Genomic DNA, 15,262 nt, shown 5'->3' with positions numbered 1-15,262 from the left:
ATTACACATTCCGACTATATTGTGCGTAATAAAATAGAAGGTGCTTCTTCAACTACCGGGTGTGCGTTAGTTGAAGAAGACAATATTTGCGTGAATTATACTGTGAATTTAATATTAATTATTAAGGAGTTTTAATGAAAAATATTATATGAGATTCCTCTGTTTGCAGCTTACAAGTAACCCGTTATCAATTGAGTAAGGTGTTTGTTTTTGGTTGCTTATAATCAGTATGTCCCCAAACCATGCTTAAGGTGCATTTTTTAATTCAAATCCCATGGGAGAACGTAATAATCTTTCATTTCTGTGATGTAGCGTCGTTTTTTTGCTATAAAGATGGTAAACGATGTAGTTTAGTTGTATTAAAATTTATTTCAGGGAACACTAAACGAGGTGAATTCGATGAAAAATATGTGATGATATTGTTCATGATTATTCCCTTTGTCGTTCCTATAAGTATTATTAGTGCAAAGGAAAAAGATTATGAATTGATTGCAGAGGTGCCTAAAGAGAATATCGTATTGTATGCTAGGCTAAGGAAAATGATGGTTTGTATTATGACTTTAAACTTGTTTTTAAGGATTGGACTTATTATAAGGAATCTTGGATAAATGTCACAAATCCTACGTACAAGCCAAAACTTTTTTATGAAGATCTAAATGGCGATGGAAATAAGGAATTGATCATCATCTTAACTCATGGCTAAGGTACGGGTTTACTTGAAAAAGAAGTCCGTGTATTTGATTATCAAGATGAATATGAATTATCCGATCTTCCTGTAGATAATCCATTGGAAATTATTGTTTAAAACACCAAAATAAAAGTAACGCCTGAAAAAGCCGAACTTATTCTCGGTGGAGAAGAATTCACATACGATACTTATTTTATAAAACTGTACTATTTATTTGATGATATAGGGTTTGGCGGCATCATTGATTATGATGTCATTAATAATCAACTTAAGGTCAGATTAGGCGCTCAAATAACGGCAGGAAGGTTTATTGGAGATATTATCATTACTTATGAATATAGTGATGAAACGTATCGAGCGAAAACAATTGAATTTATTATGCATAAGACTAAAAAGCCTCTTTATAGACCGGTAAGAATTGAGTGAAGTTCATCGATTGCAATGATGCCTTAGAAAAATTAAAAACTCAAGGTGTAGATCAAAATATTTGGTGGAAGACTCCAGAAACTAAGGGGGAGAATGATTGGCGAGGGAAATACCGGTAATTATAACCGTTTTTCTTCTTAGTATCCATATTAATAACTATCAAGCCGATGCGGAAAAACCTGATGCGCCAAATGAGCAGCTTGATTATAAGCTTATTTATGATACGTTGAGTACAACACTAATCCCTTTATTGAGAAAGAAATTATTAATTATTACGGCTATCTTAAACAATTTGAGGATACTAAAGTTTTGAGTATTACAAATGAACTCGGCGACTATATTGCAAAAGTCCAAGTCACAACGTTCGAACATGCACACGATCCGCCTAACGGTAAGGAAACAATGACTTTTAATATTAGTCCGTTTGGGGTTAAAACGATGAGCTTTCAACATGGAGGGGATCAACTAGAAAAGGATATCAACAAATTTTACAAAGCGACACTTTCGGACATAAAGCATTGGTTCCAGTTGAAATTGGATGCCTATACCTCTTACACTTTCAATCAATTGAAGTACCAAGCAGAAATTAATGATGATTTTAATTCTCTTTATACCATCGCAAATGAAATAGCAATCAACATATTGGTTCCTGAAAGAAAGATACCGAACAAAAATATAATTGACCTTGTAACTTTTATAAATGGCGACACAGGCTAAATGTTATTTAAAAAGTCGGACGGGATCATTGTAATGTATAAAGTGCGAAAGAAAGATGGCAGTTGAATTGTCACGGATAAAAAGAGTGAGCAAGGTAAGAAAATGGATGATAAAATACCGTGGTATATAAAGGGGTATTAGGTCTCTTTATGCAATGGAGTAATGACATGGTTGGCGTTTATTTGAATATTAATAATAGCTATGCTTGAAATTCCTCTGATTTTTATTGGGATTTTCGGCACAGCTTTTTCTTTTAGAAGAATGCGCCGCCTCCCACAAAAAGCGGCGCAATATATCGATCACTTTTATAAATGGCATATTAAAGATTTCTTTCATAATAGATGCCACTAAAAATCTCTGAAAGGAATGTAACCTTAATTATGACAGCTAAAATAATGATACATGCTAGTAATACTTCAGCTTTATAAAAGCTATACAAAATAATACATAGAATTTCTAATCCGATAACAAAGTATTGGGTTACTTTAAAGGATAGAGCATTGCTACTTTGATAAACAAGTTGATTTCTTTCATCTTTTTTTTCAAAACGCTCTTTTAATACTTCTACTTTTGAAGTACTTTTTCGTAGAGATGATAGAGAAATTGGAAATAGAATTACAGTTAATATGGATAGTTTTAAATCAAATCCTTTTGTAATTAAAGCTAATAAACTTGCTATTGAGATAGCTATGCCTAGTAGAGAATACACGAATTTCTTTTTGCTATAAATCCTCAAATTGCGAAACCTCCATTTTATTATTTTCTTCTAAACAAAATAAATCTTCAACAGTTGTTTTAAATACACAAGCTAGTCGATATGCCAACATAATAGACGGCTTATATTGTCCTTTTTCTAATGAGATGATTGTACGTTGGGATACCGATACTAACTCTGCTAATTGTTTTTGGGTTAACCCTGCATCATTTCTACAATTTTTTACTTTGTTTAACAGTATATTTCACCACCGGATATGAAGTTGACTTCATGTGAAGCTTACTTCATATCCTACTTTGCTTTAACATAAATTGCATGTTGATTTAAGATTGGTTTAGCAAAAAAATCAAATATAATGATGACTGTTTCAATTCAAATTTACTGGATGAAAAAATAATTGAAACGTTTATGGAACAATGTTTTGAGTGTTTTGCTCTACAATCTATTGTACTTATTTTTTAATTAATAATTAGCGCTGTAATGTTTTTAATACGGAAATTATCTTTTCTACACTACTTGTTTTCAAAGCATTCCAAAAATAACTTCACATTCATTAAACTCAAATTTCGCTGTTCGTCCAAATTGATACACAACTTATTCCCTAATAAGTGTCAAATGATCCTTTTTACCTGATAATTGCACTTATTTTTAAATATGTTGTATATTAAATACGCTGACTAGGGAATTTAAGCTAAAAGTTTTTCGGGGAAATTTTTACATGCACATTTTTTTTACTTGCTTTGAGCTTATAACGATTCGCTACTTAACAAGATTTCATTATTATTTAGAAAAGAGCTTTTTTGCACAGTATATAAGTGTGCCTCAAGATTTCTGAATATTATGGGAGGATTTGAACTACTCCCACCTACGCTATCGCTTAGAGGAGGGAGATTCTTGGCTGAAATCTCTATTAGATGGAGATTCACCGAGCTAACCCCGTAGTTCCTACGGTTTGAAGCCTTAATGCTTCATGTAGAATATTGATGCTTGCGTTAAGATCTCGGTCATGTTGCGTACGACAGTTTGGACACATCCATGTTCGGATAGCGAGATTCTTCACGTCTTTATGTTGATAGCCGCAATGTGAACAAAGTTGGCTAGAAGCAAAAGTTTTACCTACACGAACCACCTGTTTGCCGTGCCATTTCGCTTTGTACTCGAGCATATGCGCGAATTCTGACCAGCTCGCATCACTAATCGCTTTGGCAAGTAGGTGATTCTTTTGCATCTTACAGACACTCAAATCTTCCATTCCAATGATGTCGTGGTTTTTGACAATTTCAGTGGAAATTTTGTGTAAGTAGTCATGCCGTGCATTGCGGATTTTCTCGTGAACTTTTGCTACTTTTATGCGTTGTTTTTGATAGTTTTTCGCTTCATCTAGTGGACAGTTTCGTTTGATTGCCCGTTCTTTTTTACAGGCTAAAATGCGTTGTTCTTCTACTAATTTTGCCTCTAGCTTACGGAAAAACTGCGGGTTGGCATAGGTTGTGCCGTTTGATAACTTTGCGAATTCTTTGAGACCAACATCAATGCCTACGTTTTTCATTGTTTTTGGGTAGGCTTGGATGTCCGTTTCAGCTAAAACTGCGATGAAATACTTGCCTGTAGGGTTTCTTCTAATGGTTGCGCTCATGATTTTTCCTGTAATTTCTTTGGATTTTGCGAATTTCACATGACCTAGTTTCGGGAGTTGGATGCGGTTGGCAATTATTTTGATATTGTCATTCGTCATTTTTGTCGTATAGCTTTGTGTGGGGTTTTTCTTTGCTTTAAAACGCGGTGCTTCGTTTTGTTGTTTGAAAAAACGGTCAAAGCCATCCGCTAAATATCGGACCGTTGTTTGAAGGGCAATGCTATCTACTTCTTTTAGCCAGCTTGTTTCCTCTTGTTGTTTTAACTTTGGTAGCATCGCGGAGCATTTTGCATACGACAAGCCTTTTCCTGTTTCCTTGTATGTGGCTTGCCATGTAGCTAGACAATAGTTGAAAATATAGCGACAACAGTCGATTGTTTTATTGATTAGCGTCGTCTGTTCTTTTGTCGGATAGAGTCGGAATTTATACGCTTTATAGGTCACCAATTGGATCACCTCCCTTTCATTCTATCAAACAGAATATATGTTCGCAAGTGTGAAAGGGAATTTTAGGCTACCGCCTACCGACATTCATCTCCCACTTACTCATTGGGTTAAACCCTACACATTCCTTGAAGTGGGAGTCTTCTGTCGGATAATGATAAAACAGTATGCACTGTATTTAATTGGAAGGGACGAAATATGATGGCAGAACAACAATTAGTTATCAACAATCTTGAAGAAAAAATAAGAATATTTACTCAGGCGGTTAATGGAAATCTAATCATAAAGGAAGATTTCATTATGGCAAATACTGAAATACCGACGGATACATTCAATATCCTTTTGCCGAAATGTGCTCAAATAAAAAATGCAACGACAATTAAAAGTAGCATCGAAAATATGGCGCTAAAAAAATATCCGTTTTGTACGTGGATTGACTCTCGTTATTTGAGTGCTGACTGGCAAAACCTGATGGAAGAGTATGATCTAAAAGAAGCAGAACGTAATGTAATGATGAAACTTGAGAATACGCTAAATGTCGGCCAAAGAAAGTCTCATCAGCTTACGATTACTCAAGTGAAAAATATTGAAGAACTTAACGCATATAGAGAGGTTTTTATTAGTCTATTTGAAGGGTCACCAGAAAAAGATGCGTTAGAAATTTATTTTAATAATTTTTCTGATGAAAATTTAAGTTCTGAAATTCAAATGTTTATTGGACGTGTCGGTGAAATAACAGTGTCTACTGGTTTACTAATCAATAGTGCAGACAGTTATGGCATTTATGATGTTATGACAAAAGAAACATATAGAGGGAAAGGGTACGGCAGTGAAATGTTCCAATACCTGCTTACTCAAATAACAGATAAGCAAAAAACCGTTGTCTTACAAGCATCAGATGATGGGAAAAATATTTATAAGCGCTTTGGGTTTGTAGATATTGGAGAAATGGTTGTATTTGAATAACTAAAATGTAGCTAGCTATTATTTATTTAGTGTAATACGATTTTAAATATTTTTAATAGGGCAGAAACGTTGTTAAAAAAAATCAATGTTTCTGCTTTCGCATTTTATTTAGTTTGGTTGAAATTATGGGAAGATAGATAACCGCAAAAGTTTGGTTGGTTATAGGTCATTGTAAAATTTTTTAGGAATATTATCCCCACTTTTTGATACAATTAAATAGGGGGTGAGAAAATTTGGAATTACTTCAATTGAAACAATTTAAAATACGTTGGTTCATTTTATACGGAGTTGGTGTATTTATTGGAATCACGATCTTCTCGTTCATTATGCCAGATGCACCAAGTAAGCAGGAATGGGTGACACTTTGTATTTCCATCTGTTTATTACTGTATGTATTGTATCAATCCAAGAAACATCAATTTACGTATAGCGAGGCACAGGTTGGCGAAGTGATGACGGGGACTCGGTGGACGAAATATTTGTCATTAACGGGTTGTTTACAATTAGCTGCATATACGAGTGGGGTCGCAGCATTGATGTTTGTATTTTTACGATTTGAAAATAATATTCGAGAGTTTTTCTTTAATTTTTTAAACGTAGAAGAAATCGTACACGTGCCACCCATTGTGTATATTTTATTTTTCGTAAATATCTGTATTTTGGCACCAATATGGGAGGAACTATTTTTTAGAGGGATTTTACTAAGACGTTTGACAATCAAATGGAGCCCGCAAAAAAGTATTATCGTTTCATCGCTTCTTTTTGGTTTGATTCATATCAATCCACTGACAATCATATTTGCTTTCTTCCTAGGCTGTGTGTTAGGGTACGTTTATTTGAAAACGAAATCAATCATTGTGCCAATTGTTGTACATAGTTTTAGCAATTTTTTCGCGTTCCTTCAATTTATTTGGGCGAATCGAAGTTCAGCTGAATTACTACCAACGACGGAAGGGGCACAGTTGACATTACGTATTAGCGTGATTACATTTGTAGTCGCTTGTCTCATTGCACTTGTCATTGGACTCAAATATTATAAAAGTTTCCGCAATTTAACGCTTCCACATAAAAACGCCGATGTTCCATTTGATTAAATGGATATCGGCGTTTTTCTTACACGTTGAGCATTTGTCCAAACACACCTTGCTGCTCCAGCAGTTTTTGGCGCGGTCCTTGCTCTATAATTTTCCCTTGATTTAACACGACAACATAATCGACTTTACGAATCGTATTTAGACGATGGGCGATGATGAAGCTTGTGCGGTTTTCCATTAATTTTTCAAGGGCAGCTTGAATATGGAGCTCGGTAATTGTATCGATGCTGCTTGTCGCTTCATCTAGCAGTAAGATTTTCGGATTCGCAACAAATGCCCGTGCAATGGATAGAAGCTGCTTTTGCCCTTGTGAAATTTGACTACCATCTGATGATAGAATGGTGTCATATTGATCGGGTAATTTCTCAATAAACGTATGGGCATTCGCTTTTTTCGCCGCTTCGATGACCTCTTCATCTGTTGCATCTAATCGACCGTATCGAATATTTTCTTTAATGGACATTTCAAATAAAAATGGGTCTTGCAAGACGAATGCCATTTGTTCACGTAAAGAAGCTTTTGAAATGGACTCAATCGGCACACCGTCAAATAAAATCTCACCATCTGTCTTTTCATAAAGACCAGTTAACAGTTGCATAATTGTTGTTTTTCCCGCACCCGTTTGACCGATGAGTGCAACGGATTGTCCCGCTTCAATTTGAAAGGAAACATTGGATAACGTCGGTGTTTTCGCATCGGCTTCATATTGGAACGACACATTATTAAACGTAACATCTCCGCTTAATGCCACATGTTCACCTGCGATATTGTCTTCTTTCTCATCCAAAATTAAAAACACTCGCTCGGCACCTGCTAATGCAGAAAGCACGGTATTAAATTGGTTCGCTAAATCATTTAACGGTCGTGTGAATTGACGTGCGTATTCGGTGAAAATAACAATTGTCCCAATCGAAATATGACCATAATAAGCAAATATCCCACCAATAAGCGCGACAATGGCAAAACTTAAGCTATTCAACGCATTCATCAGTTTGGGAATGAAGCCTGAATAAGTTAGCGCCCAAAAGCCCACTGTATGGAGACGTTTATTTTTCTCTTCAAATTGACGTAGCATTTCTGACTCTTGTGAAAATGCTTTGACGACATGCTGCCCTGTAATGGATTCCTCAATGAGTCCGTTTAACTCACCGATTGCAGCTTGCTGGTGCTTGAATAGTAGGCTTGTGCGCTTTGTAATCCAGCGCATCCCGTAAAACATAATCGGCACGGTAATAAGTGTTACGAGTGTAAGGGCAGGGCTTAAATAAAGCATAACGCCAATCGTACCAGTTAACGTTAAAACACTCGAAACAACTTGGATGAACGCACTATTTAATGTCGCACTTATCGTTTCCATATCATTCGTTGCGCGACTCATTAATTCCCCGTGCTTCCGTTTATCAAAAAAGCGTAACGGTAATTGAAAGAAGTGTGTATACAGGCTTGTTCGAATGCGAAAAACCGTTTGCTGGGCGACACCAACCATGAAATAGTTTTGAAAATAGCTCGCAAAGCCGTATAAAAAGTAAACGAGCACGAGCGCATAAAGCCAAGTGTCAAGCGTACTGAAAATGCCCTCTGCAACGAAACGATCGAGCAATCGACCAATAATAAATGGTCCCACGAGTGCCAGTACAGAACTCATAATGACGAGTAGCAACACTAGGAAAAGGCGCATCTTTTGCTCGGCAATAAAATCAAAAATTCGCTTCAATGTGTACGTCCAGTTTTCTGCGCGAGCCCCTTTTTTCTTTTTGCCGCTCGCCGTTTTTAATTGCTCTTTTGTTATGAGTCGTTCATAGTCAAATGGTTTCACCTGCCGTGCACCTCCAGTTGTGATGCGACAATTTGCTTATACAAACTGTTTGTTGCAAAAAGTTCATCATGCGATCCAAAAGCATGGATTTGTCCTTCGTGAAGCAATAAAATAAGGTCCGCTGTTTGCGCAGTTTGAACTTTTTGTGTGACAACGAGCAGCGTCATTTGTTCTGTATCTAGTGCTTCCCAAAGCTGTTTTTCTGTCGCGACATCAAGCGCGGACGTACTATCATCTAGAATAAGTAAAGGCGCTTCTTTTAACAATGCACGAGCAATGGCAAGGCGTTGTTTTTGTCCGCCTGATAAATTAACTCCTTTTTGTCCGATAATCGTTTCATAGCCAAGCTCAAATCGTTCTATTGCTTCATGAATTTGGGCTTTTTTTGTAGCATCTATAAGTTGTTCATCTGTTGCATCCTGTTGCCCCCAGCGTAAATTCTCTAAAATTGTTCCAGAGAAGAGGATGGATTGCTGCGGCACATAAGCAATGGAACTACGCAGCTGCTGCAATGGAATATCTTTAATATTGTCCTCATTAATAAATATTTCGCCCTCTGTTGCATCATAAAATTTCTCAATGAGCTGTAAAATAGTTGATTTTCCTGAACCTGTAGCGCCCATTATTGCCACTTTTTCACCTGCTTTAACGGAAAAGTTCAAATCATGCAATGTGTTTTCTTCAGCAATAGGGTAGGCAAAGGATACATGCTCGAAGCGAATCGCAAATTGTGAGAACATCGGCTCTGTATTTTCCGCGACTTCCTCCGTTCCCTCTATCGTGTTTAAAATTGGTTCGATGCGCTCTGCAGATGCTTTCGCGCGTGCATAGGCGATAATGATGAACGAGAAAATGGAAAACGCAGCAGTCATACGGAATGCATAATTGACAACCGCAACTAAATCTCCAACTAGAATATTGTTTGTATCAATGAGCTGTGCACCAACCCAAATGATAATAAGCAAGCTAACATTTAAGACGAACTGCAAAATCGGTAGGGCAACTTCCATTAATCGGGTCGCTTTCATCGTATCGAACTTTAAATTTTCTGCAACTGCTTGAAAACGGCTTTCTTCATACTGTCCGCGCATATACGCTTTAATTAACCGCACCGCCTGCAAGCCTTCCTGTAGTTGCTTGTTCACCGCATCTAAGCGAGATTGGACGCGTGCAAAAAGTTTGATGCCGCGTGAAATCATCCAAATGAGGAAAATCACTAAAAACGGTGTACTAACACAAAGAATAAGCGCTAACTTTGCATTGACGTAAAATGCCAACACAAGTGATCCGACGGCCATTAAAGGGGCTCTCATTGCAATGCGTAATAACATGAACACCATTGATGAAACTTGAGTCGTGTCACTCGTTAAACGCGTAATTAAACCGGATGTTGGAAACGTTAAATACGTCGCCATCGTAAGGGACTGGATTTTTGAATAAAGTGCATTCCGTAAATCATAGGCGAAACTTTGTGCAACGTGAGAAGAGAAGAAGGAGTTAAAAATCCCACTAACTAACGACAAAATCGTCAGTCCAAACAGCCAGCCACCCCAAAATACGACATTATGTAAGTTATCTTGAAGTAATCCTTCATTAATCATTTTTGCCATAAATAATGGCTGGACAAGCTCAAAGGCAAGCTCTAACAGCATAAAAATAAGTGCAAAAATGGCCGCGATTTTATAACGTTTTACAAATTGGAATAAGGTTCTCATACGACACCTCCTAGCTTGTCATTTCATTTTCCCTATATTATGCCATTTTAAAAGGGGGAACTCAATGCAGATGTTTCGAGAGGCTAAATATATGGGCAGGGTTTGAGGTGGTGAATTTTCAAGCTTACTATTCGATTGATGGATAAATTGTAATAACAATGAAGTCATTTCAAAGGTTTTCGTAAGGGGATAGCGAATTTAGCGCCACATTTTATAAAATACTACATAGACGAAATAATAGGATAATACTGTATTAACAATTATTGTATAATAAATAATAGTATGCATTTTAAGGAGTAGAGATAATGAAATTTAATGCGTTAATACCAGAGTTGTCAGTTACTGATATAGAACGATCTAAGTGGTTTTATACAGAGTTACTTGGGTTCCAGTTAGAATATGAGAGAACAAATGATAAATTTGCATTTCTCTCAATCAATAATGCCCAAATAATGATAGAACAAATTAATGGGCATTGGGAGACAGGCTTGTTAGAGTATCCTTTGGGAAGAGGTGTTAATTTCCAAATAATTGTTGAGGATATTCAACCGATTGTTAATAGACTAAATCAACATGCAATTTCCCTGTTTCGGGAGCCCTTTATTAGCGAATATACTACTGGTGAAACCCAAATTCATGAAATTGAATTTTTAGTTCAAGATCCAGATGGCTATTTACTGAGGTTTTCACAGGAAGTACATGTAAAATAATTATTTAAAACAGGGGGGATACCTTTGTATATACCAAAGTATTTTGAAATCAATGATCAAGATGTTATTTATGACTTTATTGAAAGCTACGGCTTCGCAACTTTATTTTCGCAGCATAAAGGGGAACCATATGCGACTCATCTTCCACTCCTATTAAATAAAGATGAAAATGCTTTATATGGTCATTTTGCACGGCCAAACGGACAATGGAAAGATGCAGAAAACCAACAAGTTCTTGTCGTTATTCAGGGTCCGCACTGTTATATTTCGCCTTCTTGGTACGAAACATCTAAAGCAGTACCTACTTGGAATTATGTAGCAATCCATTTATACGGCGAGATGGAAATAATCGAAGATCCAAAAGTGATTTTTGACTCTTTAAATGACTCCGTAAATAAATATGAAAGCCCTAATAGTCCATACAAATTGAGCGAAATCGACCCTAGTTTTATCGAGGGAATGAGCAAAGGAATTGTAGCATTCAAAATCAACATTACAAAAATTGAAGCAAAAGCGAAATTAAGTCAGAATCATTCAGTAGAACGACAGAAGTTAGTTATCGAACAGTTAGAAAGGACTTCCGATCAAGATAATCTACAAATAGCAGCACTTATGAAGAAAAATCTTGAGAAATAAAGATTGCCAATTTTATCTTTTGAAGCTAGGGCTCTTTAGTTTAACTTAATTCAGCAGAAGTCCCCTACTTCTATAAGTGTGGGATGAATGCCAAAATGGATATTCTATTCAGTAGAGGTTCAAACCCCGGCTGAATCAAGTTAAGCCCCGGCAGATGTCACAGATTTTTAAGGGAAGTTTTTCGAGCGGGATCGAAAAAATCTGGACGCAATTACACCGAGGCGTAATTGATTTGGCATAATCCTAATGATTGAACATCCAAATAAATTCAAAGGAGATATTTTTCTTGAGAACGAGAACTGGATTTTTTATTTTATTCTTTATACTTTTAGTTTCTGGTTGTAATAGTGAACATTCAGCACAAGATATCTATATGTATACAGACGATAGCCTTCCTCCTTATATTGAAAATTTAGAAGATATAATAAATACAAATGGTAAGTTAGAAAATAAAGAGCGATTTGATGAATTTTTCAACAGTGTACAACAAGGAAAAGATAATCGTATCAGGGTGGTTAAATATACAATAGAAGGTGCTCCAATAATTTCTGACTATGAATTTGAAAATGAAGTAATAAGCGTAACAATTGATACAAGAAGAGATGGTTATGGTCAAGGTAACATAGTTTATACAACTTGTACTTCAATAATAGTGAATGAAGATAACGAAAAAACAAGCTACGAACTTGAGGATTGTAGACCATCAATAGGAGACAACATAATTTTAACCATTGAATAGAGAAATCTTAGAAACTAGCTATAAAATAAAAGAAAATCGAACTTCAAGAATGTTGATTACGTCCTTTGAATAGTCTAAATATTTTTATAAAAATACTGATATAGGCTTATTTAAGGGAGTGAATGAAATAAGTAAGTTAAAAAAAATTACATCACTGGTTTTTGGAATCATTGTTTTGTATGGCATATTTTCTTTGTATCAAGTGTTAAACCCTACGTTAAGCAGTATTCAAGTGAATGAGAAAAATGAAGAAGGTATTTATGTTTCACCAGATAGGGAGAAAAGTATAACGGTTTATTTTAACGGAGGTCTAATTTTTCATAACGATGTAACCTATGTGGGTGTGTTAGAGGATTTTAACTCAGGATTGAAAAAGAATATTTTTCTGGTGATGCCAAGTGTTAGAGAGGTTCGATGGATAAATAATCAAACAATTGTTGTGAATGGTATAGAAATTGCTATTGATGATACCTATGACTTTAGGAATAAATAGAGAATTCTTATTCAATTAATGGGTGCTTCGTGTAGAGAAACCATTGTTCTATTCTTTAAGATTAAACGAAACAGAAGAAGGGCGTATTATGAAAAAAATAATTATTCTTTTGGCAATTTGTCTAACACTTTTTTTGTTGGTGTCATTCAGTGGAAAGACAAAGCGATATCTGACAAAATCATCGGAGAAATACCGTATATGGGCATGTTACATGAAAGTGGAAACAATAAATTAATTACAGATAATGGAGATTACGTGTTGGGTGTTTTTGGTTATTTAACAGATGAAGACGCTGCATCATCGTTTCCAAAAATCAAACTTGAGGAACGCCAAAATTTCATCGAAGCTTATTAAACGTATCCAATTGCGTATGTAGTAGTTGCTGAGGTTCGTTAACTAAATAGGAGACACAAAAAAAGCGATGCAAAGGAAAAACATACATCGCTTTTTTAACATTCAATTAATCATGCGCTAACGTAGCAGCAATTTCTGGATTTTTTTCGATTTCGTGTAGCTTTTTAAATGAAGCAATTGCTACTTCCACCATATCATCTTTAGGCTCTTTTGTTGTTAATAATTGCAGCCATAAGCCAGGGTAGCCTAAATAACGGAGCACTGGAACATTACGTACCGCATTCGTTGCTTGCAATACTTCAAAAGAAATACCTAGAACAACTGGAATTAATAAAATACGGCTAACTAAACGTACCCATAAAGGATCGACTGGCACAAGGAAATATGTAAACATGCCGACAAAAACGGTAAATAAAATAAAACTAGAGCCACAGCGATAATGTAAACGAGACTGTTTTTGAACGTTTTCAACCGTTAATTCCATCCCTGCTTCGTGACAATTAATGACTTTATGTTCGGCGCCGTGATATTGGAATACGCGTTTAATTAAAGGCGTCATCGCAATAATCTGTAAGTAACCGAGTAATAAAACAAGTTTAAAAGCCGATTCGATTAAAATTTGGACCGTTTTCCCTGGGAACCAAGGCTTAAATAATTCGGCCATAAACATTGGCACTAATGTAAAAACAAATTTACTAAATAAAAATGTTAAAACACCAACAACTGCAACGCCTAAAATTAACATTAACTTAGAAGGCTCTTCGCTTTCTTCTACGTGTTCCTCCCCTGGATCAACATCATAGCGATCTGATGCAAATTGGAGATGACGCGAACCGAAACTAGCCGATTCGATTAGCGCTACGACACCACGTACAAAAGGGATCTTTTTTAGTTTTTGATAAATCGGTTTTTTCTCTTTTTTAATATGGAAATAATCAATGGAGTCATCATTACGACGAACCGCTGTCACCATATGATCTTGCCCAGCGAACATCACACCTTCAAGAAGTGCTTGTCCCCCGTATACCGGCGCATTATTACTCACTTGCAGTACACCACTCTCTTTAAATAGATTCTAAATATTGATTCTATTATTGTACTAGATTTTATGAAAAAGCACTATGCAAAGGTATAGGAAATTTTTCGTTTGGTGAAACTTAAGTAAAAAAGAGGTGTATGCGCAATGGCAATTTTATCTACAGCGCTTTTAGTGACGATTTATTTTGTAGGGAGTATTAAACTGCTTCATTTATTCCATATGATTAAGTGGAGCCCGGTTAAGTTTATGAAAAAGTGGGAGTTTATTCATCCCAATATGTTTGAAAGATGGTTGATCTTTTTTATCGGTGTGTTTGTCATTGTATGTATCGTTTATTTTTTAGCACGAACAATTATCGGAAAATCCCCTTTTGCCTTTTCGCTCATTGCGGGGCTACTTATCGCGATTTTATTGGAGTTCCGAATTTTACATTTACCGATGGAGCTAAATTCGATTAAAAAGTTATCCATCCCTTTTATCATCATTGTCATTATCGGGTTACGCGTTCTAACAGAAACTGCCCAATACTATCGCTTACATTTGACGGAGAACTCGAAAGAAATGTAAGTATTGATGTCTGAAAACTCTATGATAAAATAGGAGGAGTAACGAAAAAAGGGGAATTCACATATGAAATTGGTAATATTGAATGGTCCAAATTTAAACCGATTAGGCAAGCGTGAACCAGAAATTTATGGCTCCGAGACATTAGCAGATGTGCAGGCGAAATGTGAAGCGTTAGCAGCAACTTTTGATGCGACAATTGATTTTCACCAATCGAATCATGAAGGCGTGCTCATTGACTTACTTCATGACGCGGCGGATCGCGGAATTGACGGCATAATTTTTAACCCAGGAGCATTTACACATACATCTATTGCGCTGCGCGATGCAATTGCGTCAATAGATGTGCCTGTAATTGAAGTACATATTTCCAATATTCATGCACGCGAAGCATTTCGTCATGAATCCAAATTAGCGGCAGAATGCATTGGTCAAATTTGTGGTCTTGGCACTTTTGGCTATGAGCTCGCAATGCGAAAGTTTTTACAGAGATAATAAACTAGGGGGAAC

At 36.1% G+C, this 15,262-nt stretch carries 17 protein-coding genes; 11 read left to right on the top strand and 6 right to left on the bottom strand.

Going from position 1 to position 15,262, the window contains the following annotated elements; translation table 11 throughout:
• Positions 1–1,211 precede the first annotated feature (1,211 nt).
• Together MHI10_RS13055 and MHI10_RS13050 are read left to right on the top strand one after the other, a co-directional pair.
• Positions 1,212–1,427 carry a hypothetical protein gene (locus tag MHI10_RS13055; RefSeq protein ID WP_340785977.1) on the top strand — a complete coding sequence of 72 codons (216 nt, stop codon included), beginning with the start codon at positions 1,212–1,214 and terminating at the stop codon, positions 1,425–1,427.
• Positions 1,364–1,831, top strand: coding sequence for a DUF3888 domain-containing protein (locus tag MHI10_RS13050; protein WP_340789233.1), 468 nt, complete (start codon positions 1,364–1,366; stop codon positions 1,829–1,831). The genes MHI10_RS13055 and MHI10_RS13050 overlap by 64 nt, the downstream gene beginning before the upstream one ends.
• Positions 1,832–2,150: 319 nt before the next feature.
• Here MHI10_RS13050 and MHI10_RS13045 read toward each other — a convergent pair whose 3' ends face one another.
• From MHI10_RS13045 to tnpB, 3 genes are all read right to left on the bottom strand, one after another.
• The gene (locus tag MHI10_RS13045; protein WP_340785976.1) at positions 2,151–2,567 is read right to left on the bottom strand and encodes a hypothetical protein; all 417 of its coding nucleotides are present in this window, start codon (positions 2,565–2,567) and stop codon (positions 2,151–2,153) included.
• Positions 2,554–2,784, bottom strand: coding sequence for a helix-turn-helix transcriptional regulator (locus MHI10_RS13040; protein ID WP_340789232.1), 231 nt, complete (start codon positions 2,782–2,784; stop codon positions 2,554–2,556). Before MHI10_RS13040 ends, MHI10_RS13045 begins: the two co-directional genes overlap by 14 nt.
• Before the next feature lie 684 nt (positions 2,785–3,468).
• A complete protein-coding gene (gene tnpB / locus MHI10_RS13035) occupies positions 3,469–4,629 on the bottom strand; it encodes an IS200/IS605 family element RNA-guided endonuclease TnpB (protein WP_340785974.1) in 1,161 nt (386 codons plus the stop codon).
• A 195-nt stretch (positions 4,630–4,824) separates the two neighbouring features.
• Here tnpB and MHI10_RS13030 point away from each other — a divergent pair, with 195 nt between their 5' ends.
• Positions 4,825–5,592 (top strand): GNAT family N-acetyltransferase, encoded by a 768-nt coding sequence (locus MHI10_RS13030; protein ID WP_340785972.1) that lies wholly within the window; start codon positions 4,825–4,827, stop codon positions 5,590–5,592.
• A 233-nt stretch (positions 5,593–5,825) separates the two neighbouring features.
• The gene (locus MHI10_RS13025; protein ID WP_340785969.1) at positions 5,826–6,686 is read left to right on the top strand and encodes a CPBP family intramembrane glutamic endopeptidase; all 861 of its coding nucleotides are present in this window, start codon (positions 5,826–5,828) and stop codon (positions 6,684–6,686) included.
• 19 nt (positions 6,687–6,705) lie between these two features.
• Here the strand turns inward: MHI10_RS13025 and MHI10_RS13020 are convergent, their stop codons facing one another.
• Both MHI10_RS13020 and MHI10_RS13015 read right to left on the bottom strand, forming a co-directional pair.
• Positions 6,706–8,502, bottom strand: a complete 1,797-nt coding sequence (locus MHI10_RS13020; RefSeq protein WP_340785967.1) for an ABC transporter ATP-binding protein — start codon at positions 8,500–8,502, stop codon at positions 6,706–6,708.
• Positions 8,499–10,217 carry an ABC transporter ATP-binding protein gene (locus MHI10_RS13015; protein WP_340785966.1) on the bottom strand — a complete coding sequence of 573 codons (1,719 nt, stop codon included), beginning with the start codon at positions 10,215–10,217 and terminating at the stop codon, positions 8,499–8,501. The genes MHI10_RS13020 and MHI10_RS13015 overlap by 4 nt, the downstream gene beginning before the upstream one ends.
• 305 nt (positions 10,218–10,522) lie before the next feature.
• Here MHI10_RS13015 and MHI10_RS13010 point away from each other — a divergent pair, with 305 nt between their 5' ends.
• The 5 genes from MHI10_RS13010 to MHI10_RS12990 all read left to right on the top strand — a co-directional run bounded on the left by MHI10_RS13010 (position 10,523) and on the right by MHI10_RS12990 (position 13,149).
• Complete coding sequence (locus tag MHI10_RS13010; protein ID WP_340785965.1) at positions 10,523–10,927, top strand: bleomycin resistance protein; 405 nt, start codon at positions 10,523–10,525, stop codon at positions 10,925–10,927.
• Positions 10,928–10,951: 24 nt separating this feature from the next.
• Positions 10,952–11,563, top strand: coding sequence for an FMN-binding negative transcriptional regulator (locus tag MHI10_RS13005; RefSeq protein ID WP_340785964.1), 612 nt, complete (start codon positions 10,952–10,954; stop codon positions 11,561–11,563).
• A gap of 286 nt (positions 11,564–11,849) precedes the next feature.
• Positions 11,850–12,302: a DUF4362 domain-containing protein gene (locus MHI10_RS13000; RefSeq protein WP_340785962.1), complete on the top strand. Its 453-nt coding sequence runs from the start codon at positions 11,850–11,852 to the stop codon at positions 12,300–12,302.
• A 118-nt stretch (positions 12,303–12,420) separates the two neighbouring features.
• Entirely contained in the window at positions 12,421–12,795 is a 375-nt protein-coding gene (locus MHI10_RS12995) for a DUF5412 family protein (protein ID WP_340785960.1), read from the top strand.
• 198 nt (positions 12,796–12,993) lie between these two features.
• Positions 12,994–13,149, top strand: coding sequence for a hypothetical protein (locus MHI10_RS12990; protein ID WP_340785958.1), 156 nt, complete (start codon positions 12,994–12,996; stop codon positions 13,147–13,149).
• Between the two features lie 106 nt (positions 13,150–13,255).
• Here MHI10_RS12990 and MHI10_RS12985 read toward each other — a convergent pair whose 3' ends face one another.
• Positions 13,256–14,143, bottom strand: a complete 888-nt coding sequence (locus tag MHI10_RS12985; RefSeq protein ID WP_340789231.1) for a DUF1385 domain-containing protein — start codon at positions 14,141–14,143, stop codon at positions 13,256–13,258.
• A 189-nt stretch (positions 14,144–14,332) separates the two neighbouring features.
• Here MHI10_RS12985 and MHI10_RS12980 point away from each other — a divergent pair, with 189 nt between their 5' ends.
• Together MHI10_RS12980 and aroQ are read left to right on the top strand one after the other, a co-directional pair.
• Positions 14,333–14,755, top strand: a complete 423-nt coding sequence (locus MHI10_RS12980) for a DNA helicase (protein WP_340785956.1) — start codon at positions 14,333–14,335, stop codon at positions 14,753–14,755.
• Positions 14,756–14,818: 63 nt separating this feature from the next.
• Positions 14,819–15,247: a type II 3-dehydroquinate dehydratase gene (gene aroQ / locus MHI10_RS12975; RefSeq protein ID WP_340785955.1), complete on the top strand. Its 429-nt coding sequence runs from the start codon at positions 14,819–14,821 to the stop codon at positions 15,245–15,247.
• Positions 15,248–15,262 lie beyond the last annotated feature (15 nt).

Source organism: Solibacillus sp. FSL K6-1523 (assembly GCF_038005225.1).
Lineage (GTDB): Bacteria > Bacillota > Bacilli > Bacillales_A > Planococcaceae > Solibacillus.
Note: the sequence above shows the minus strand (reverse complement) of the source record. Positions and strands in the feature narration are given on the sequence as shown.

Coding starts and splice junctions, on each gene's coding strand:
- MHI10_RS13030 (WP_340785972.1), top strand. CDS start 4,825: ATGATGGCAGAACAACAATTAGTTATCAACAATCTTGAAGAAAAAATA.
- MHI10_RS13015 (WP_340785966.1), bottom strand. CDS start 10,217: ATGAGAACCTTATTCCAATTTGTAAAACGTTATAAAATCGCGGCCATT.
- MHI10_RS13010 (WP_340785965.1), top strand. CDS start 10,523: ATGAAATTTAATGCGTTAATACCAGAGTTGTCAGTTACTGATATAGAA.
- MHI10_RS12990 (WP_340785958.1), top strand. CDS start 12,994: ATGGGCATGTTACATGAAAGTGGAAACAATAAATTAATTACAGATAAT.
- MHI10_RS12985 (WP_340789231.1), bottom strand. CDS start 14,143: ATGTTCGCTGGGCAAGATCATATGGTGACAGCGGTTCGTCGTAATGAT.
- MHI10_RS12980 (WP_340785956.1), top strand. CDS start 14,333: ATGGCAATTTTATCTACAGCGCTTTTAGTGACGATTTATTTTGTAGGG.
- aroQ (WP_340785955.1), top strand. CDS start 14,819: ATGAAATTGGTAATATTGAATGGTCCAAATTTAAACCGATTAGGCAAG.